This is a genomic window from Rheinheimera mangrovi, assembly GCF_003990335.1.
Lineage (GTDB): Bacteria > Pseudomonadota > Gammaproteobacteria > Enterobacterales > Alteromonadaceae > Pararheinheimera > Pararheinheimera mangrovi.
The window spans coordinates 1,856,272-1,876,501 of the sequence record NZ_CP034683.1 but is presented as its reverse complement, the minus strand read 5'-3'; the positions used below and the strand labels follow the sequence as shown (position 1 = coordinate 1,876,501).

General features: G+C 48.9%; 12 protein-coding genes. 3 read left to right on the top strand and 9 right to left on the bottom strand.

Features of this window, described 5'->3' with window-relative positions:
- Positions 1-17: 17 nt before the first annotated feature.
- Positions 18-2,699, top strand: coding sequence for an ATP-binding protein (locus EK374_RS08510; RefSeq protein ID WP_164731845.1), 2,682 nt, complete (start codon positions 18-20; stop codon positions 2,697-2,699).
- Here the strand turns inward: EK374_RS08510 and recD are convergent.
- The 7 genes from recD to EK374_RS08475 all read right to left on the bottom strand — a co-directional run bounded on the left by recD (position 2,696) and on the right by EK374_RS08475 (position 15,226).
- Complete coding sequence (gene recD, locus EK374_RS08505; protein ID WP_127021964.1) at positions 2,696-4,591, bottom strand: exodeoxyribonuclease V subunit alpha; 1,896 nt, start codon at positions 4,589-4,591, stop codon at positions 2,696-2,698. The two genes, EK374_RS08510 and recD, sit on opposite strands and share 4 nt — an antisense overlap.
- Entirely contained in the window at positions 4,584-8,303 is a 3,720-nt protein-coding gene (recB, locus tag EK374_RS08500) for an exodeoxyribonuclease V subunit beta (RefSeq protein ID WP_127021962.1), read from the bottom strand. The genes recD and recB overlap by 8 nt, the downstream gene beginning before the upstream one ends.
- Positions 8,300-11,749, bottom strand: coding sequence for an exodeoxyribonuclease V subunit gamma (gene recC / locus EK374_RS08495; protein ID WP_127021960.1), 3,450 nt, complete (start codon positions 11,747-11,749; stop codon positions 8,300-8,302). The genes recB and recC overlap by 4 nt, the downstream gene beginning before the upstream one ends.
- 268 nt (positions 11,750-12,017) lie before the next feature.
- Complete coding sequence (locus EK374_RS08490; RefSeq protein ID WP_127021958.1) at positions 12,018-12,341, bottom strand: type II toxin-antitoxin system RelE/ParE family toxin; 324 nt, start codon at positions 12,339-12,341, stop codon at positions 12,018-12,020.
- Complete coding sequence (locus tag EK374_RS08485) at positions 12,341-12,589, bottom strand: type II toxin-antitoxin system prevent-host-death family antitoxin (protein WP_127021956.1); 249 nt, start codon at positions 12,587-12,589, stop codon at positions 12,341-12,343. The genes EK374_RS08490 and EK374_RS08485 overlap by 1 nt, the downstream gene beginning before the upstream one ends.
- A 449-nt stretch (positions 12,590-13,038) precedes the next feature.
- Positions 13,039-13,866 (bottom strand): class I SAM-dependent methyltransferase, encoded by an 828-nt coding sequence (locus tag EK374_RS08480; protein WP_127021954.1) that lies wholly within the window; start codon positions 13,864-13,866, stop codon positions 13,039-13,041.
- A gap of 196 nt (positions 13,867-14,062) precedes the next feature.
- A complete protein-coding gene (locus EK374_RS08475; RefSeq protein WP_127021952.1) occupies positions 14,063-15,226 on the bottom strand; it encodes an alpha/beta hydrolase family protein in 1,164 nt (387 codons plus the stop codon).
- 52 nt (positions 15,227-15,278) lie between these two features.
- Between EK374_RS08475 and EK374_RS08470 the strand changes: the two genes are divergently transcribed.
- Positions 15,279-16,426, top strand: a protein-coding gene (locus EK374_RS08470; protein WP_127019341.1) for an IS3 family transposase whose coding sequence is annotated in 2 segments (ribosomal slippage) — positions 15,279-15,516 and positions 15,516-16,426 — 1,149 coding nt in all. Because the reading frame shifts where the segments join, the coding sequence is not laid out codon by codon here.
- Here the strand turns inward: EK374_RS08470 and EK374_RS08465 are convergent.
- Together EK374_RS08465 and EK374_RS08460 are read right to left on the bottom strand one after the other, a co-directional pair.
- Positions 16,423-16,656 carry a hypothetical protein gene (locus EK374_RS08465; RefSeq protein ID WP_127021950.1) on the bottom strand — a complete coding sequence of 78 codons (234 nt, stop codon included), beginning with the start codon at positions 16,654-16,656 and terminating at the stop codon, positions 16,423-16,425. The genes EK374_RS08470 and EK374_RS08465 overlap by 4 nt on opposite strands.
- 114 nt (positions 16,657-16,770) lie before the next feature.
- Positions 16,771-19,095 (bottom strand): TonB-dependent receptor, encoded by a 2,325-nt coding sequence (locus EK374_RS08460; RefSeq protein WP_127021948.1) that lies wholly within the window; start codon positions 19,093-19,095, stop codon positions 16,771-16,773.
- Between the two features lie 324 nt (positions 19,096-19,419).
- Between EK374_RS08460 and EK374_RS08455 the strand changes: the two genes are divergently transcribed.
- Positions 19,420-20,223, top strand: a complete 804-nt coding sequence (locus tag EK374_RS08455) for a substrate-binding periplasmic protein (RefSeq protein WP_127021946.1) — start codon at positions 19,420-19,422, stop codon at positions 20,221-20,223.
- The last annotated feature ends 7 nt before the right edge of the window (positions 20,224-20,230 follow it).

The window sequence follows — 20,230 nt, the reverse complement described above, 5'->3', positions numbered from 1 at the left end:
CACAAAGGTTCAATTGGGTGCTGATAAGCGCATTGATATTGACTGTCACTCTGCTCATCCTTAAACGTTGCGCCCGGCTTTTTAAAGTTCAGGCTGCAGGCCCTGACGAAAAACGTCGTCAGCCATTAAAGTCACAGCTAGCCAGCCGCATTGCTTTACTCGCTGCTATTCCCTGGGCACTGATGATTAGTGTATTGCTGCATGGCACAGTCGTACTGAATTTATCCACTCATGTCTCGGAGCTCGCCAGCCAACAACAACTGATAGTCAATCAACTCAAACAACGACTGTCGTCTTATCAGGCGGAATTAAAACTGGCCTCAGGTTATGCGCTCCTGGTAGGTGATGAACAAAGTTTGCAGCAATTGGTCCGAAGCCAGCCTGAATTTATTTCTGCGTTGCGAACAGATCCTGTAGGTAAAGTAACGGCTTTTTTCAAAGAACAGATAGCACAGGATATTCAAGGCCATTCAGTTGCTCACCGCGATTATTTCAGCAAACCGCAGCAAACGGGCTTGCCTTATATTAGCGACGTATTTCAGGGCCAGAAGCTTGGACGGGATCTGTTATTTGCCCTGAGTATGCCGCTATATCGGCAGCAGGAGTTCGCTGGAGTATTGGAACTGTCCGTAGCGCTGCAGAGGCTGACAACGGCCTTAAAGGTGCCGCAGCCTGATCCAGGTCTGCAGTTATTGTTGACAGACGGCGCAGAGATAAAAATCTGGGGCCTTGCGGACCCAAACGAAACCGGCTTGCAGGTTGATCTGGCGACAGCTGCACTGGCCGAGTCTAAGCCCTATTTAACCCACTCTCCTTTTCATCGTCAGAGTCATCTGCATTTTAATCAAACAGGCGATAAAATCCGAATAAGCAGCGCGGTTGAGGGTACTAATTGGCAATTACTGCTGTTTTGGGATCACAGTCATTTAGCACTGTATTACCAACTTCTGACCTTTATCGCCTTGTTCGCCGTTCTGGCTGGTATTGAGTTGTTATCACGCAGCAGTCAGCGTTTTGCTTCGGGTTATACCCTGGCTTTACAACAACTGATCAGCTGTATTGAAAGCATGAAGCTCGGCTCTTCTCAAACCCCCAGGCAGCAGCTGGATAATTCCGCGCTGGAGTTTGAGCAATTATTGACCAGCTTTACCTCGTTGCAGCAACGCTTGCATGCGGGTCATCAGGCATTGCAGTCTGCTCTGGCGGATAAAACCACTCTTAGTCTGCAATTGGAGCAAAGGGTGCAGGAAAGGACTGCGGAACTGTCTATAGAGCGGGATAAAGCGCAACAATTGGCTTTGGCTAAAACCCGCTTTCTCGCCAATATGAGCCATGAGCTACGTACACCTCTGACTGTTATTCTTGGCTTCATTCAACAAATTTTGATACAACCTCATGCCCCGCAACTGCAAAGCCAGCTGCAAACCATAGATAGTCAGGGCAAGTTTTTACTGCAGATCGTCAACGATATTCTGGACGCTGCGAAAATGGAGGAAGGTAAACTTCCACTGGAATTACAACACTTTGAGTTGCAACCATTGCTCTGTGAGCTGCATCAAAGCATGCTGCCAGCCGCAACGGCGAAATCACTGTCTTTCAGCCTGGACTGCCGCTACCCACTGCCACGCACTTTGCATACAGACCCATTGCGGCTGAAACAAATTCTGATGAATCTGGTTGGCAATGCACTTAAATTTACTCAGCAAGGCGAAGTGCGATTATCTGCAGCGATAAAGCAAGGTCAGTTACAATTGACAATTTCCGATACAGGCCCCGGCATCAGCGAACAGATGCAACAAAAGCTGTTCACAGCTTTTGAGCAAGGCGACCCCGGTATCAGCAGGCAGTTCGGTGGCACTGGGCTGGGTTTATATATCTGTAAACAACTGGCAGATTTAATGGGGTGCCAACTTGTTTTGCACAGCGTGCCGCAGCAAGGCAGTCAGTTTTCTTTGCTTATTCCTTTACCTATCCACGCTGAGCTCTTGCTAAAAGCACCCAAACCTCAATCCAACACCCAACTGCAGATCAAGCAGCAAATCCCACAGTGGACTGGCTCAGTGCTTATCGTCGACGATGTCCCTGACTTGCGTTTATTGTTCAGTACTTTACTCAGTGCAACAGGGCTTGAGATCCAAACCGCAGTCAATGGTCTTGATGCTTTGCAAAAAGTCGCGCAGCAATCCTTTGATATACTGCTAATGGACATGCATATGCCGGTGATGGATGGCCTGACGGCGTCTCGTGAACTCAGGCGTCAAGGCTATCAGATGCCTGTAATAGCATTGACTGCAGACGTGCAGATAGAACAACGCCAACTCTGCCTTGCAGCAGGCTGTCACGCAGTGCTGACTAAACCTGTACAGGTTGAATTGCTCTACAGCACTATTGCTGAATTTTTGCCTGCTAATAACGCCTCTTCCATCCAGACCGAGGTTCAGCAACAGCTCGAAGAGCTGACCAGCATGTTCCGCGATACTTTACCCAGTATTGCACAAGAACTGGAACAACTGATGCAATTACAGCAACCTGAGGCAACTGCAGCACTGTTACACCGAATTAAAGGTACATCCGCCTGTTTTGGTTTTACCCGCATCAGTGCACTGGCAGCAACAACTGAGCAGGCTTTAAAAGAAGACCATTGGCCTGCAGAGCAACTGCACCAACTACTGCAGCAAATCCGGCAAGAACAGCCTTAAAGCCGGACCGCGCCGTGGCGTTGCACCTTTTGCTCTATGGCCAGACTTAACAAGTCCGGTTTGGCACAGACCAGGCTAAACAACTTAGCTGCTCTGGTAATACCGGTGTAAATCAGTTCGCGCGTCAGCACTGGGCTGAACTGGTCCGGTAATACCAGCACCGCATGGCGGAACTCCGAGCCCTGCGATTTATGCACAGTAATGGCAAAAGCGGTTTCAACTTGCTGCAAACGACTGGGCAAGACCCAACGCACAGCTTTACTGTTGTCCTCTGATGCAAAAGCCACAGCCAGGATCCATTTGCCCTGATAAGGTCTGGATAAACAAAGCCCTACATCACCATTCATCAGGCCAAGTGCATAATCGTTTTGTGTCACCATCACAGGCCGGCCCGCATACCACTGACTGCTTTGCTGAGTACTGTGCTGAATAAACCCGGCCTGCAGCAACATTTTTTCCACCGCCAGATTCACCTGCTCCACACCAAAGGGGCCCTGCCGCACTGCACACAGCAACTGGAAAGCCGAAAAGTCAGTCAGCACCTGCTGCGCCCACTGATCGACCTGCTGCTCGGAGGCGTCCAAGGCCGGACCTTGCGCCATGCCAGTTAAATAAAACCCGAATCCCGCTGCATCCTTGAGCACAGATTTGCCTTGTCCTGTCAGTACAAAGGATTTGAGCTGCCTGAAATCCGTCGCTTCCAGATACTGCAGATCGGCATAAACAGACTGGCAAATAGCAGCGACTTCCGCAGTTTGGCCGCCATTCACCGCATTGGCTAATTTGGCGATCCCACTGTGGGGGTCAAATCTGTGGCTGACTCTGAGCATACCTATTTGCTGTTCCAGCGCTTTGCCTTGCGGGCTGATTAATTGCGGTGGCAGTTCTACAGTAGAGAGTTGGTTTAACCAGGCTGCAGTATCCGGCCAATAATGGCCCTGCTCTGCCCATTGGCACAGTTGTGCCATTAAAGCTCCGGCTTCCACTGAAGCCAGCTGGTCTTTATCGCCTAATAAAATCAACCTGGCATGAGCTGGCAAGGCCGACAATAACGCTGCCATCAGCTCCACATCCAGCATTGAGGCCTCATCAACCACCAGCAGATCCAGCGCTAAAGGCTCAAATTCATTTTGCTTAAACTGCCGGCTTTGCGCTCGTGCGCCCAATAATTTATGCAAAGTGGATACATCAGTCGGCACCTGGCTTTTGATCTCAGCCGATGCGGGCTGTTTATCCAGCGTACTGCGGATGGAACTGCGCAGCCGCACTGCTGCTTTACCTGTAGGAGCCGCCAGTTGAATAGTCAAAGGTGCAGCGCCTTGCTGTTGCTGTAATTGCTGCAGCACCAGCAGTAATTTCACCACAGTAGTGGTTTTGCCTGTGCCGGGGCCGCCGGTAATAACGCTAAAACTGCTGCTGGCCGCTATAGCACAGGATAAACGTTGCCAGTCCACTGCATTAGCTGCAGTGGCCGGAAACAACGGATCCAACAACTGGTTCAGTACAGATGGGTTGATAGTCTGGCGCAGCTGCTGACTGCGCTCACTGCTTTGCTGCAAATACAATGCGATCTGCTGCTGATAGCTAAAATAACGCCGCATATACAAGGCGTTGTTGGCATACACAAAAGGCTGATTGTTATCCTGCTCTAACTGAAACAAATCCGGATAAAGCGCCATCAGCGCCAGCCAGTCTTGTTCCGACTGCTGCGGCAGTCGTTGTAATGGTAAACACAAATGGCCCTGCGACAGCGCAAAGCTGCACTGACCAATCAACAGCGCAAGCGCCGCTGGCAATTGTTGCTGCTCACGGAAAAAAGTCACCAGAGCTTTATCCAAAGCGCGCCAGTCTTTGCCCTGCATCTGCAGTTCCAATAATTCTGAATCAGACATGCGCCAGCTCCTTCGCAACCCATTGCCCTTGCAGCAGAGAGTCCAGCTTGTTCACCAGCTCCAGCGGAATATCCACAGCAAGCACACCTTTGCTTGCCGCCTCACCACCACGCAAGAACCAATACAAAGCGCCGCCTAACTGCTGCTCTGGCTGGTAGCCTGGCAGGCGGCTTTTTAATAAACGATGAATAGCCACAGCATACAACGCTGCCTGCACATCGTAGCGATGCGCCAGCATTTGTTGGACCAAGGCAGGGCTGTCGTACTGACCATCCGCTATGTAGTTCGATTTATAGTCCAGCACCCAGTAGCGGCCATCCTGCTCCAAAGTTAAGTCGATAAAACCTTTTAACATGCCTTGTAGCTGAGTGGTGCGAAGTGCTGGCCTCGGCCATTCCGGCCACAGGTACTGCTGCACTAAAGCGTCCAGCTGCGCGCTGCTGCACTGCTCGACCGACAACCAAAACTCCAGTTCTGCGCGGTAACTGCCGTCCTTAAGTGTACTTAAGCTGGTTTGTTGATCCGGCCACAGCGGTGTGTGAATAAGCTCATTCAGCCACTGCTGTAATGGCGTTATAGCGGCGGCTAAATCGTCAATTTCAGGATAAGGTGCTTGTTGCTCAGCCCAATAACGGATTTGCCAGCTGTGCTCTGACAATTGCTGCACCAGGCCATATTTCTGCATTAATGGGCCTAAGCCCTGTTGCCATAACTCCGGCTGCTGCGCTAACAGCTCAAAACCCTGAACTGCGCCCCACTCCAGGGCGTCATGTAAAAAAGTACCAGCCTGACTGCCACGGACAAATCCCTGCGCCAAAGTCACAGTTTTGGCTGCTGTTGGCTCTATTAGCTCCTGCACTTGCTCTGCTGCCAGCTCCTGCTGTAATTCCTGAAACAGCTCTGCCGCTTTACTATCCTGCTGATGTTGCTCCAGCAAAGCACTGTAACTGGCGATCCACCACAGCTCTTTGACCGAACGGGTCATCTGGGCATAAGGCAATAACTCAGCGTTTTGGTCCTGCAACAGCACTTGCGTGCGCTGCTGTGCTAAGTTGTCGGCTAAGCGAATATCAGGCTGTGCAAGCAAAGGTGATAACTGCTCTGACAAAGCTACTGGAGAGAGCAGCGCATCATCAGATAACAAATAACCTATGGCGCTTTGCTCTTTGACTGGCATCAGCCCCACCCAGCAATAATGCCGCGCCCTGGTTAAGGCCACATAGAGCTTACGCATATCTTCAGCCAAACGTTCGCGCTCAGCCTGCTGAGTTTGCTGCTCAGTGGCTTGCAGTACCACTCTGAGTTCACCATCCTGGTGGTAACTGACAGGGCCTTTGCCGGCATCGACAGCACGGGCTAAAGCGATAAAAGGCAAAAATACCAGTGGGTATTCCAACCCTTTGGACTTGTGAATAGTGACAATTTTAATCAGGGCTTCGTCGCTTTCTAAGCGCAGTTTTTGCTGCTCAGCTGCTAAATCGCCTTGACCAGCTAAATGTTCAGCCAGATAACGAATAAGCGCAGCCGGGCCTTCTAATTCCATGGAACGTTGCTGCAACAATTCAGCCAAATGCAGAATATCGGTTAATAACCGCTCGCCTGCTGGTTGTTGCTGTAAAAACTCTGCCACAGCAAAATCGCGCATCAGTTGCCATAACATCACCAGCACACCTTGCTGTTGCCAGAGTTGCTGATAGGTAGCAAACCGCGCCAACTGCTGTTCCCACAGCAGCTCGTCCTGCAGCAACTGTTCAAGTTCGGTATAACTTAACGACAAGCTCCAGCTCGAGAGCGCTGAGCGCACCAGACTTTCACGTTGTGGTTCAGCGCAGGCGCGCAACCAGAGCAATAAATCTAAAGCCACCGGGCTTTCAAACACAGCACCTTTGTCAGATAAATACACTGCAGCCAAATTGCGCTCGGCCAGGGCTTTTTTGATGGCATTGGCTTCCTGCTGGTTATTCACCAACACAGCTATATCGCTGGTTTTAAGCGCAATGAACTGATCTTCTTTCACAAAACCTGTATAGCCTGCCGCACTGCCAGTTAAAAATACGGCTATTTGCTCAGCGCAGGCCTGTGCCATTTCCGCCAGGCACGCCGCTTTGCTAAAGACTTTGCCATCAGAGGAGGCTTTAATACAAAACTGCAGCGCTGTAACAGTCTGTTGCTCTGCGACAAAAGTTTCTTTACGCCCCTGCGCTTCGACCGGGTAAAAACTTAATAAGTCCGGCCGCCCCAGCACAAAAGCGCCTAAAGCACGCTGTTCGGCATAACTAAATAAGTGGTTGACCGCACTGACCATAGCATGGGTAGAACGGAAGTTTTTCGGCAGTTGAAAGTGCCGGCCAGCTGTGGCTTGTTTGGCGGCTAAATAACTATAAATATCAGCGCCACGGAAGGCATAAATGGCCTGTTTCGGGTCGCCTATCAGCAAAATACCGCAGTCGTTTCTGTTTTCACTCAGCTGATACACAGCATCAAACAACTGATACTGCACAGGATCGGTGTCCTGAAATTCATCTATTAATGCCAGCGGGAATTTGCGTCTCAGCCGCTCTGCCAATAAGCCGCCTTCATCTTTTTGCAGCGCTTGTTGCAAGCGGCTTAATAGCTCATCAAAACCCAGTTCAGAGCGCTCTAACTGCAACTGATGGAAACGCCGTGCAAACCAAAAAGCAGCATGCAGCACTAAATCCTGCTCCGGGTCCGGCAAAGCCGCCAGTGCGTCGCCCAGTTTTGCCATAGCCTCAAATGCCGGATGAGCTGGCACAGGGCCTTTAAAGGCTTCAGCCAAACCTTCAGGAGTTAAGCGGCTTTGGCCTGTTTGTAAATCCGGGTCGACCATCTCGGCATCACTTATCCAGACCACTAGTTTGGCCAACCAGCTATCGAGATACCGCGCCTGCAATTTGCGGCCATCCACCTCTTTTCGCTCTATAGCGCCATGCAGCAAAATCCGGATTTCGCTGACCCAGTTATTCCAGGGGGCTTTGAGTTCTGCCAGTTTTTGCTTACGCTCTGCTTTGACTTCAGGCAATACCACTGCAGGTCTGGCAGGTTCGCTAAATAACGACAGATGGCTGATAAGCGGCAGAATTTTTTTGCGTAACGTCTCAGGGTTTTGCAGCAGTTGCCAGACGGTGGCTATATGTTCTTGCGGCAAAGGGTAATAAAAATTACGCCAGTAATCGCGCATCACATCCAGCTGCAACTGCTCGACGTCTGTCACCAGGTTTTGTTCAAACAAATAGCCGCTGGAGAGCGCAAATTCGGCCAGCACTTTGTTACACCAGCCGTGAATGGTCGAAATGGCGGCTTCATCCAGATACTGCACCGCCAGTTCTAACTGATAAGCACAATGCGGCCACTGCTCCGGGGTAAATTCGCTGCGCAGGCTTTGTAAAAAAGGGTCGGCCTGCTCTTTATTTAAAGCATCGGTTTGTTCACGGAAATAACGTGCAGCATCAGCCAGACGTTGACCTATACGTTCAGTCAGCTCTTGGGTTGCCGCTTCGGTAAAAGTCACCACCAGAATATCGGGCGGTAATAAAGCTTTGCTGCAGCCATGGCCCAACACCAAACGTAAATACAATGCCGCTATGGTAAAGGTTTTGCCTGTACCGGCGCTGGCTTCAATCAGCTGACTGCCGGCTAACGGAAAGGACAATAAATCCAGATTGGCTATAGCTGGTGTGATAGCGGTATTCATGCCGATACCTCGCTATAGTTGATGGCCAATAATGGCCCGTATAAAGCCGTGGCATTTTTTTCTAACTGGCCGTTTTGCCAAAGTGCTTCAAAGTGAGCAAAAGCGCGCTGTAAATAAGGACTACGCTGCACTGAGCCAGCGTTAAAATCATCGCCCATATACACACGTTCCAGCTTCGACAGCAGTTTGTCGTCTAAAGCCGCACCTTTTTCCAACTGTTTGACCAGTTCGACCCCAACATTAAATTCCAGCGCCAGCGGTGCTGATAGCCCTTGTTGCATCCGCTGTAAAATCTGTGCCAGTTGCTGCTCAGCTTGTTGTTTATCAATGGGTTGCAGTACCAACTGCCCTACTCTGGACAGCAGATAAAAGCTTAATGGCACACCACTGGCACAACATAAAAGCAGTTTTAGATAAGGCGCAATAAGATGCCGCCAGTTGATACTGCGATCCTTGATTAAAGCCACAGGCAATAGCTCGGCATAAGCCAAAGCAGAGTGGTCGGCGCTGCGCCTGAACCCTGTTAAATGTTCAGCCAGTTCGCCGTGCTGACCAACAAAACGCAGCGGATAAAAACCAGCATCTGCCACAGGAAAAGCAGACAAAAACTGCTGATAGCCCGCGGCCAACTCGTCCAGCCCTGCGACTAAATCCTGCTGCATTAAGGCAGCACCAGAGCCCACCGCCAAGCGGCCTTGCTGGCGGAATAACTCCAGTTGTTGCTCTGTCTGTAGTTGCCACTGGCCCTGTTGTTCAACACTACGTTTTAACTCTGCCACCAGTTGCTGTTGCATTTGCCAACGTTCCAATGGCTCTAAAGCAAAAACTTCATCGTTAATACTGGCCAGTTCCGGCAGTTCCAACCGTACTTTTAAGCGTTCATTAAAAAAGAACCGCACCGGCTCACGCATAAAATCGGCGGCTTGTTTTAAGGTCCAGTGCAACTCTTCAGGCACTGCAAGTGTTTCGCCCTGCGCTGTTGCCATGGCCTTTTGATGCAAGCTGGCCCATTCCTGCTGATAGCTGACCAGCTTCGAGCCCGCTTCACGGTAACGGCGGCTAAAAGGCTGCAACGGATGTTCGACCGTGATTTGATCTAAAACATCAGAACCGTCGGCCATAGTCCAGCCTGCAGACAGATGATCACGCAGCTGACTCACCAGCACCGACGGCGCGCGGGCGCTGTTATCAAACACGCTAAAACCTACCCAGCTGATATAAAACTGCTGACGGGCCGACAATAAAGCTTCGAGTAATAAATACCGGTCATCGTCGCGGCGTGAACGGTCGCCACTACGATAATCCGTCGCCATCAAATCAAAATCCTGCCGCTGCTGCGCTCGTGGATAAGCGCCATCGTTCATGCCAAGCAAACAAATCACCGCAAAAGGAATGGAACGCATTGGCAGCAAAGTAGCGAAATTGACTCGACCACTGAAAAATTTCTGCTGCAATCCACCGGCCTGCACAGGTTCGAGCAATGCCTGACGGGCAATTTGCAAACTTATGTCTTCTTCAAGTTCGGCCCCAGTGGTGTTGTCGAGCCAAGTTTGCAGTTGCTGTTGTAATTGCTGCAGCAGTTGCTGGCTTTCCAGCTCGTCTGGGGCAAAGAAGTCCTGCAGCAGCTGAGTAAAGACCAAATGCCAACCAGCCGGGCTGCGTTTTACACTCAGTTGTTGCCATAACTCGTTAATTTTTTGCAGCAGCACCAGCACAGGGCCAAGTTCGGCCGCTTCTAAACCTGCGACGTCAGCATAAGGCGCTATGCCTTGCCAGGGCGCTGTATTGCCTGCCACATAGCCAAGCAGCATACGGCGAATGCCAAAAAGCCAGCTGTTTTGTTCAAAACCATGCTGCAAACCCAGTTGCTGACGATGCTGCTGGTCCAGCCCCCAGCGAATGCCAGCCCCTTCTATCCACTGTTTTATCTTGGGTAAAGCGGCAGCTTTTAAGCCAAACCTTTGCTGCAAGGCGCTGATATCCAGCATATCGAATACTGTACTGGCATTTAAACGTTGCTGCTCCGGGCTTAACAACACCTCTAACGCCTGCAATAACGGCTGCTGCTTTTTGCTTTGTTGATCGGAAATACTGTAAGGGATATAACGCAAATCGCCCATTGGCACTTTGCCAAAAACAGCCTCAATTAATGGCGCGTAGCTATTGATGTCCGGCACCATCACCATCACATCTTTCGCACCCAGCTCTGGGTGATCGGCAAAGAGCTTCAGCAGATGATCATGCAAAATTTCCACTTCGCGTAGTGGGCTATGGGCTTTTTGAAAACTAATACTGCGCGCCGCTTCAGCTGTTAACGCTGGCCACTGGCTTTGGCTTTCTGTGACGGAGCGCAGCTGCAAAATATCGTCCTGCAACTGGCCTAATAAATGGCTGGTGTCGGGGCTTTCAAATAAATCGACTTTCTGATGGGCAAACAGCTCTTTATGAGCGGCAGTTTCATCAAACTGATCCAGCAAGCGAATATAATCCCGCCCCTGCTTACCCCAGGCTGCCAGCAAAGGCTGAGCCTGACCTGCTAACTGCTCGGCACTGGCAAAAGCTAAAAAACCGGCCTTTTCCGGCTGGCGTCTTTGCGCTGCTTTGACTTTGTCTTTTTCGGCAATAATATCGGCCCAATACAACTGACAAGGGTTCAGCACCGCCAATAGAATCTGACAATAAGGCGCGAGAGCTGACAGCACTTCCAGCATTTGCTGCGGCAAAGACGAAATACCAAAAATAATGACACGGCGTGGTAAATTTTTTGGCGCTTGTTTCCAGCGTTTTACCTGCTGTAAAAAAGCCTGATGCAAAGAAAACCGGCTTTGTTGCTGCTGCTCTGCGGGCAGCTCCGCTAAAATCGCTTGCCAGAGTTTAGCCTGCCACAGCTGATCGTCCGGCAGAGCTTTGGCCTCACCATCCATTTGCGCTAAGCGATACAAGCCTTTGGCCCAATCGGCCAGCCAATCGGCACGGTACACCTGATACTGGTCAAATAAATCCGCCAATTTCAATGCCAGCTGCGAGCGTTTTTGCTGGTCTTTATCCTCACTGATAAAACGGCGCAGCAGCTCAAATTCATCTTGACTAACTAACTCAGGCAGCAAACGGAAAATACGCCAGCGTAAACTGTCTTTGCTAAACACCGATAAATCAGGTAGTTGCTGCTCTGGCAGCGCCAACTGATACATACTCCAGATAAAACGACCCGGCAACTGCACCTGCATAGCAGCAGCTATCCCCAAACCACGCTCATAGGGATCGGCTTCATCTGGTGAAGCAGCAAAGGCCAGTTTCAGCCACTGCGCTATACCGTTACTTTGCACCAGCACCTGCTCCAGCTCTAAGGGCGAAAGCGGATAACGCTGACAAAACTGCACTAAAAGCGAGCGCAGCTGCTCCAGCTGATTGGAATTGATCACTAAAAAACCAGGCTCAAGTGCCAATGCGACAGTACTCCGTTAGTCTTTATTCGTTTGCTGTTTAAGCTATATACCTTAGTGACTTGAAGATGCAAAGAAGCTACAAGCCAGTGAGACCCCAGGAGCATAGTCAAGCTATGTGACTGGGCGAAATGGCGCAGTCAACAAAGCTGCAGCTTCAAAGACGACGGGTATAAAACTGATTTTGCCACAGTGAGTTGCATACGCCTATTGGGTTTTTCGTGAATTTAGGGAGAATACACCAAGAGGTAAAATTTTAAGAAAATAGAACTTAATCCTGAGTTAAATCCTGCTGGCGCAATAAATGCTGCTCAGGGGCCATGCTATTGGACAATATACCGACAATAACCACATCTGATTTTCGCTTCAGGTAATACACGACCTGATCTTTTAGCGGAAACCTATAGGCATTGTCAGCAACGTCTTTTAATTGAATTCCCATTTCCGGATGATCAGCAAGGCTTTGCAGCTTTTGCAGCAGAATCTTTTTGTAGCTCAACCACTGATCATTACCCCAGGTTTCGACTGTGTATTTACGTATAGCCACCAAATCAGCTCTGGCATGGCCACGAAGTAAAAATGGAGTTTTTGCCATCAGTCATATTTTCCGGAATCCAATTCATCAAAAAAGCTTTGACCGTCCTGCAGATCTTCTTCACTGATATTCTGAAAACGAGCTTTTACCAGCTCCATTTTCATATCTTCCAGCCTTTTATATTCTTTAGCTGAAATTACAAATGCAACAGAAGTACCATTTTTCACTATCTCTACGGGCTCGGATTGGGCAGTAAGCAACATAGTGCCAAACTTAGTTTTCGCTTCATTTGCAGTTAATGAAATCACGGCAGGCTCCAAAAATGGACAAGTTATCGCTCAAAATAGTCGAATCGTTCGATTTATGCAAATTCAGAATGATGTAACTTCACAACGACTGTGCTGAAGTTGCAATAACAGCTCATATGAACCACAATGAATAGGCCATTTGGCCCTTAATTAATGTCCGTCACGGAACATGAGCTTCGTCGGCAAATGGAACAAAAACGAAATCTGCAAAAGCGAGGAAAGGTATAGTTCAAAGCAGACCATGTTTCGCAGGGATAGCGAAACGCGAGCCTACATGGACGTATTTACGGCGTGTCTGCGTGGACTATGCATTTTCCGCTGCAGCCTTACTTGCTAAAGACCACTTTCGCCAGCTCGTTAAATTGCCAACACCATGTTGCACTGCCGCTTTGCGGCGAGTGCAACCTACACATCATCGACCCCAAGTCACATAAGCAATAACAACAGCCCTACTCCCGCGGCTTTCTAAACTTCAGCACCATCTGGTTTACTTCGCCAATGGCGAGATGCCTGGCTTTTTCTTCTTCAGTGCCAGCCATAGTGGGTGGTAAAGACCAAATACCTGATGGGTGATCAGCAGTGTCTTTTGGGTTCAGCAGCATATCGTTGCTCGCTTCAAAACTAAATCCGGCTTCTTTGGCCAGTGTTAACCATAACTGCTCTGGCACATAACCAGTTTTCTTCCAGTCTGTATTGAGCATATTGTCTGGCAAGCGCGGTGCTACTACCCCTAATACGCCACCTGGTTTTAGCGCTTTATAAAAGTTATCCAAGGCATGTTTTAACGAGGTTTCACCGTCAAACAGATAGAGCTGATTGCGGATAGACAGCACTGCATCGACGCTACCTGCTGGCGCTATGGCGACATCCGCCAGAGGCGCAAAGTCTGTCACTGTGACATTTTTATAGATGGGGTGCGATGCAAGTTTCGCTTTGTATTCTGAGCGGCCTTTTTCCATATAGGCAGCGCTTAGAAAGGTGAACTTATCGGAATAATGGGCGGCGTAGAGTTTGCCTTTTTCAGCCAGTAACGGCGCTAAAATTTCGGTATACCAACCAGAGCCAGGCCAGACTTCGACTACAGTGCTTTGTGGTGTTACTTCAAAAAATGCCAGTGTTTGTTCGGGTTTTCTTGCAGCGTCACGTTTTTTATTTTCAGCAGTGCGGGCTTCATGTTGCAAAGCCTTAGTGATACTAATACTTACATCAGCGGTGGAGGCAAAACTGCTTTGACTGAGCAGCAGAAACACAGTCACACCTAATACTTTAGCTAACATATTCAATTCCTTTTACCGTTTATTTCTTTCAACGAGCTCTGAATAAAAGGTAAAGGTATTTCATTGTTTTTGAAAGCTATTTAACTTCAAAAGCATAACAAAGCTCAGCATTAATCTGTCGAGGCACAGCAGCACTGCCCTGTGCCCCGACAGATTTGAGCGTCCTGTTGCACTGCCGCTTTACGATGAGTGCAAGCTACTTTTGCAATTGATACTGCCAGGACAAGCCTGTGTCATAACGCGCAGGAAAACCTAACCAACCACTGCTGTTTTCTGTCGCTTTCGCTGCGGCATCGGCAGGAGTTGGTGCTAATTTCAAGTACTCACATTGTTTGCTGATGGCTTTAACATGGCAGTCCAGCATCGCCAACGCAAAATGTTTATTGATGTCGTTGATGCTTTGCGCCGACCAGCTGGCGTCGTGGTAATGAGCAAAGTCCAGTTTGTTTTGCCGTGCTATAGCTGGAGCAGGATGAGGGGCAATATTGTGACGGGCATTGTGATAAGTCAGCATATATTTGCTGTTGCGGCCTTCGCGGCCAGTTTGATTATACAGCCACTGTATACCTTCATAACCTGACACATCATCCTGATCACCAGCCAAGTACAGCATAGGCACTTTGATAGCTGCCAGCGAGTCGGCTGAAAACAACTTATGCTGACCTCCCCAGGGCGCTATGGCAATAGCAGCTTTCCAGGCTGGGTCTACTTTTAACTTATCCGGAGTTTTCGGGTATTGCCCACCGGCACAACTATTTAGCAATTGCTTTAATGCAGCGTTAGTTGCCTGTTCTTTACTGCCGGTAAAGGCTTGCACACTTTGCTCGGTAAAGTTAAAGCAGCCCCCTACTGTATTGATAGCGCCATAACCGCCCATTGAATAACCAATCACAGCGGCTGCATTAGTATTGATCACACCTTCTAATGCCTTTGGATGCTCGCGAAAGTAAGACAATACAAACTGCTGATCACGAGAGCGATGGTACAAAGTAGCTGGAAAACCAGCATAAGGTGCCTTGACGGCATCCACTTCAGCATTGGTCGATTGCGGGTGATCAATAGCGGCCACCACATAACCATGCGAGGCTAAATGTTCAGCCAGATAAAACATCAGAGTTCGGTAACCCACATAACCATGAGACAGCACCACCAGCGGGTATTTCTGATCAGTTTTGGCTTTGGCATCACGCAGTGCATTGGCCTGAATACTGAAAGGCTGATGGCTTTTGGTCACATTGTCATAAGTGGCTTGCTGCGCTAAAGCACCAGTTGGCAGAGTTTTTTCTGCCGGATACCAGAGTTCCAGCAGCATTTCACGGTCTTGTTTTTGTTGGGTCAACAGGTTTAATTGAATCGCCACTAATTTCCTAGACACCTTTCAGTTAGATAAACTAACTCAAAGAGAGGTGCCTATGAGCAGTAAACGTTACCCCGAAGAATTCAGAATCGAAGCAGTTAAGCAGGTCGTTGATCGCGGCCATTCAGTTGCGGATGTTGCCAAACGGCTCGATATCACCACGCACAGCCTGTACGCCTGGATTAAAAAGTACGGTCCTGACAAACAACAGCATAATGATTTGGCTGACGCTCAGGCCGAGATTAAGCGACTGCAAAAAGAGCTGAAGCGAGCCACCGAAGAGCGCGACATTCTAAAAAAAGCCGCGGCGTACTTCGCAAAGCTGTCCGACTAAGATACGCCTTCATTAAAGAACACTGCGACAGCTGGCCGGTGCGCTGGCTTTGTAACATGTTGGATGTGCATCCCAGTGGATACTATGCGTGGAGTAAGGCATCGCTGTCGAAACGCGATAAAGCAAACCGGCGGCTGACAGGATTAATAAAACAGTTTTGGCTGGAGTCTGGTTGTGTGTATGGCTACCGTAAAATTCATTCTGATTTACGTGATTTCGGCGAGTCTTGCGGCATTAACCGGGTATACCGGTTGATGCAATCCGAAGGGCTTAAAGCACAGGTTGGATATCGCAAACCCAGATCACGTAAGGGGGACAGCCATATCATTACGCCGAACCGCTTGCAGCGGCAGTTTAATCCGTTAGTGCCTGACGAGGTATGGGTAACTGATATCACGTACATCCGCACGCATGAGGGGTGGCTGTATTTGGCTGTGGTTGTGGATTTGTTCTCGCGCAAGGTTGTTGGCTGGTCGATGCATTCCCAAATCAGCAAAGATATTGTGCTGAACGCATTGCTGATGGCCGTGTGGCGACGTCAGCCTAAAAAACAGGTGATGGTTCACTCCGACCAAGGGAGCCAATACACCAGCCATGACTGGCAGGCATTCCTGAAAACTCATGGCTTACAAGGCAGCATGAGCAGACGCGGAAACTGTCATGACAATGCAGTGGCAGAAAGCTTCTTCCAGTTGTTAAAGCGAGAGCGGATCAAGCGGAAAGTCTACACGACGCGTGATGAGGCCAGAAGTGATGTGTTTGATTACATTGAAATGTTTTACAACAGTAAACGGAAACATGGTTCCAATAATCTGCTGTCACCGGTAGAGTATGAAAACCGTTACCAAGAACGGCTGGGAAGTGTCTAGTTTATTGGTGGCGATTCAAATTGCGCTGGGTTGATGATACCTAAACTAGTCACACCTACTTGCTGTTTTCCTGTTGTAGCCAGTTGCGGTTGCATTTGTGCAGGTTGTGGCTGATACAGCTGCTCTGCGGCTGTTGTAGCAACAGTATTCGCAGTGGCATGGCCAGGCAACAAGCTGCCGCCTGTGATGGATAAAGCTAAGGTGAAAAAGGATATAGGAAAGAGGCGCATCAAAGGCTCCTAAAAAACAGATCAACAGTCTGAATGGAAAATAATGAAAGCTGCGGCAGGGAAAGCCTGAATTGTATGGCCCTCTCCTATCGCAGCTTTGGTTTTTAACAGCTGTTACATAAAGCTTTTGGTGAACTCAATTCCAAAAAATGCTGGCGCACCTGGAATAAAGCTTGGGAAACCAAAGGCACCACCTGTATTGCCCGCATCCACCAGATATTCTTTATCAAATAAGTTGCTGGAATACAAAGTCACAGCCCAGTCTTGCTGTGTGTTCTCGAGCCCAACACGCAAGCTGGTGAGCTGCACAGCGCCCTGAGCAATATCAAAACCTGCAACAGGCGCATTGGCTTCTTCAAAGAAAATATCGCTACGGAAGCTATACACCAATGAGCTGTTCAGTTTGTATTCGCCGCCCAGTTCGTAGCTATGCATCAGGCCAGTGCCTGCAGTGTATTCGGGCTGCAGGCGGAATCTGTTGCCAGCTAAGTTACCGTTGCTGCTGTCGTCATCAATTTTGGCGTCAATCCAGGCCAGGTTGGCAAACCAGTCCAGGTTCTCAGTTAATGTGACGCTCAGCTCGGTTTCTATACCGACATTTTTCGCGTTACCAGCGTTGGCTGTGTAAGTGTTACCCGCATCATCACGCAGGCTGACCTGGAAGTTCTGATAATCCTGATAGAACATCGATACCGCATAACGCAGCTCGTTGTTTGCAGTGCTGCCTTTGATACCTGCTTCGTAGTTCCAGATATACTCGGCCGGAATTTCTTTGATCCGTGGAACTGCACCTGTCGCGCCTTTCACAGAAGCCACGTCCATGACTTCTGAACGACGGCCTTTTGAAACAGTAGCGTAGACATTCAGTTGATCGTTTAAGCGATACAGCGCGTTAAAACGTGGTAACCAGGCGTCGAAGCTGCCTTCGGCGCTAAAAATTTGCCCATTGGTTGAAACTACTGGCAGCAGCGGTGCTTTTGTCAGGAACGAATTAGCAAAGTTTGAGGTGTAACCACTGGTTTTATCTTCATCGACATATCGTAAACCTGCAGTCAGCTCCAGCTGTTCTGTCACTGCATAACTAAAGTCAGCAAACACCGAATAGGCAGTGTTTTCACCAAAGTTTTGGTAGCTCCCCTGATAAGGCAACAACTGCATCTGGCCCTGAGTGAGCAATGGCGTCAGGATATTTACTGTGCCATTGGGGTTAATACAAGGTTGCTTGTACGCGGCCAAAGCGCCGGCACAGTTCAGATAAATAGATTCTTCAGTGCTAAAAGGCACCAGCTGAGAGCCATCTTCGTCAAAGTAACTGACACCAAAGAAGCTATTAAGTTTGTCGCCGCTGTAGTTCAGTCGTAGTTCCTGACTGAATTGATCGCCAACCGCATCTTCGGCAAATTCTAAAAACCAGGCCTGGGTACCGTCTGCATCAAACACTTCCAGTGAATCAAAACTACGTTTGGCGCTGATGCTGGTTAACTGCCAGTGCTCGCTTAAATCCCAGTTGGCCGTTAAGTTTAAATCTTTCACTGTACGTTCAACGCCCAGATCAGACTTGCCAAATACTTGTTGGGCTAAAGGGCTGCCGCTGGCTTCGACAAAGCTATAAGGGCTGGTATCGCCACCTGTAGGCGCAAAACGACGGCTTTTAAAGGCTGTGCCTGTGTCGTTATTTTTCTCAAAGTTGTAGACCAGATCGATAGTTAAATCTTCATTTGGGGTAAAACGCAGCGATGGGCGAATGCCGGTACGCTCAATACCATGCAAGTCCGGCTGATTTTGCGCAATGTTGTCGACATAACCATCACGCTCTTTATAAGTAAAAGCTAAGCGGCCTTGTACTTTCTGCTCGCCACCCGTGATAAAACCATTCACATTTTTTGCTGAAAAATTACCAGCTCCTAAAGTCACACCGGCTTCAAACTCTTCCTGAGGTTTACGGGTGGTGACACTTAAAGCACCGACAGAAGCTGCTGTACCAAATAAAGTCGCTTGTGGCCCCTTCACTACTTCAACCCGTTCAATATCAAAAAGTTCGAAATAAGAACCCCGTGAGCGGGAAATATCTGTGCCGTTGTAATAGACAGAAACCCGCGGGGACGCCTGAGCTGAGCCGCTGTCTGAGGTAATGCCACGAATGACGAAACCCGGGTTGTTTGGGCTTTGCTCCTGAATCACTAAACCCGGAGTGATATCAGACAACACGTCCAGATCAGCAATACCTAAGTGTTCCAGCATTTCACCGCTAAAGGCCGTTACAGTGACAGGCACTTCCTGAATCGACTGCACCCGCTTTTGCGTGGTCACTGTCATACGCTCTATGGCGGCTTCATCGCCTTCTGCCGCCATAACTGTGAATGCGCCACTGGCTAAACTTGCCAAGACTAATGAGCTTAACATCTTCTTTTTAAATTGTTTTTGCGTGGAATACATCATGACTAAAATCCATCTGAGTGAAGGGAACAGCGGATTAAAGTAATGGCTCTAAATGACAGGCCAACTACATTTGGCTTACAAGTTGGTTACAGAAGGAAAATAGTGATGGGATATAACCGATTCATTTATATAGTTTTTCTAATCTTGAAACATCTAAAGTTCGGCGCTGTCTGCTGAATTTGGCCTCAACCCTGGTCTGGCTCTGTGGCCCGGTTTTATCGCAGTAATCTAACCGTCTTTCGCAAAAATGTTAGAGCCGAAAGGCAAGCTTTCGTTGCTGCGTATATAGTTCAGTTATTCCTTCGCTGTCTTGTTAAGGGCTTTATGAAGCTTTTTCTTGCCGCCTTCGTCTGTTTACTGCTGAGCTTCCGCACTGAAAGCTGCACCTTACGTATGGGCATTGAAACCAGCTTTGCTCCTTACATTATTCAGCAGGAAAAAAGCTGGAGTGGACTAAATGTGGAGTTGCTGGCCCGCTTGGCAAAGGAAGTGGGATGCAGTCTGGAATTTATTCATAGCCCCTGGCTGAGGTCGTTAAAGCTGATCGAACAGGGCGAGCTGGATGTATTAAGCCACTTAAGTTACAACGCCGAGCGTAGCAAACAATTTGCTTTTATTGGCCCACATCAGCAAGAAGTTATTTATCTGGTGGGTAAAACAGAGGCTTTCCCGGGTTTAACCAACTTGACCCAACTCAAACGCAGCGGTACCTCAGGTATTATCGCCCTGCTCAATGGCGCTTATTATGGCGATGAGCTGGACAGCATTTTAAACGATGCAAAAAATCGTACTCGTTTTGTCTTTATTCGTGGCAATGAAGATAAGCAGGCGCTGCTGCTGAATGGCCGTGTGCATGGTGTGCTGGAAGATATAGTGGCTTATCACTATTGGAAAAAGCAGGCTAACTTGTCCACTGTCGGTTTAGAACCTCTGTTTGAGGTGTATCAAAGCCCGGTGTATTTTGGCTTTAACAGAGGTACTTTGTCAGAGCAACAACTGGAAGAACTTAGTAAAGCCTGGCAGAAACTGTACCAGCAAGGCACATTAAGAGCGATAGCGCTTTCGTACCAAAACTCTGACTATCAATTCAGTCTGCCAAAACCTGCGTCCATAGTACCGCGGAGCTAAGTACCGC

Coding starts and splice junctions, on each gene's coding strand:
- recD (WP_127021964.1), bottom strand. CDS start 4,591: ATGTCTGATTCAGAATTATTGGAACTGCAGATGCAGGGCAAAGACTGG.
- recB (WP_127021962.1), bottom strand. CDS start 8,303: ATGAATACCGCTATCACACCAGCTATAGCCAATCTGGATTTATTGTCC.
- EK374_RS08490 (WP_127021958.1), bottom strand. CDS start 12,341: ATGGCAAAAACTCCATTTTTACTTCGTGGCCATGCCAGAGCTGATTTG.
- EK374_RS08480 (WP_127021954.1), bottom strand. CDS start 13,866: ATGTTAGCTAAAGTATTAGGTGTGACTGTGTTTCTGCTGCTCAGTCAA.
- EK374_RS08465 (WP_127021950.1), bottom strand. CDS start 16,656: ATGCGCCTCTTTCCTATATCCTTTTTCACCTTAGCTTTATCCATCACA.
- EK374_RS08460 (WP_127021948.1), bottom strand. CDS start 19,095: ATGATGTATTCCACGCAAAAACAATTTAAAAAGAAGATGTTAAGCTCA.
- EK374_RS08455 (WP_127021946.1), top strand. CDS start 19,420: ATGAAGCTTTTTCTTGCCGCCTTCGTCTGTTTACTGCTGAGCTTCCGC.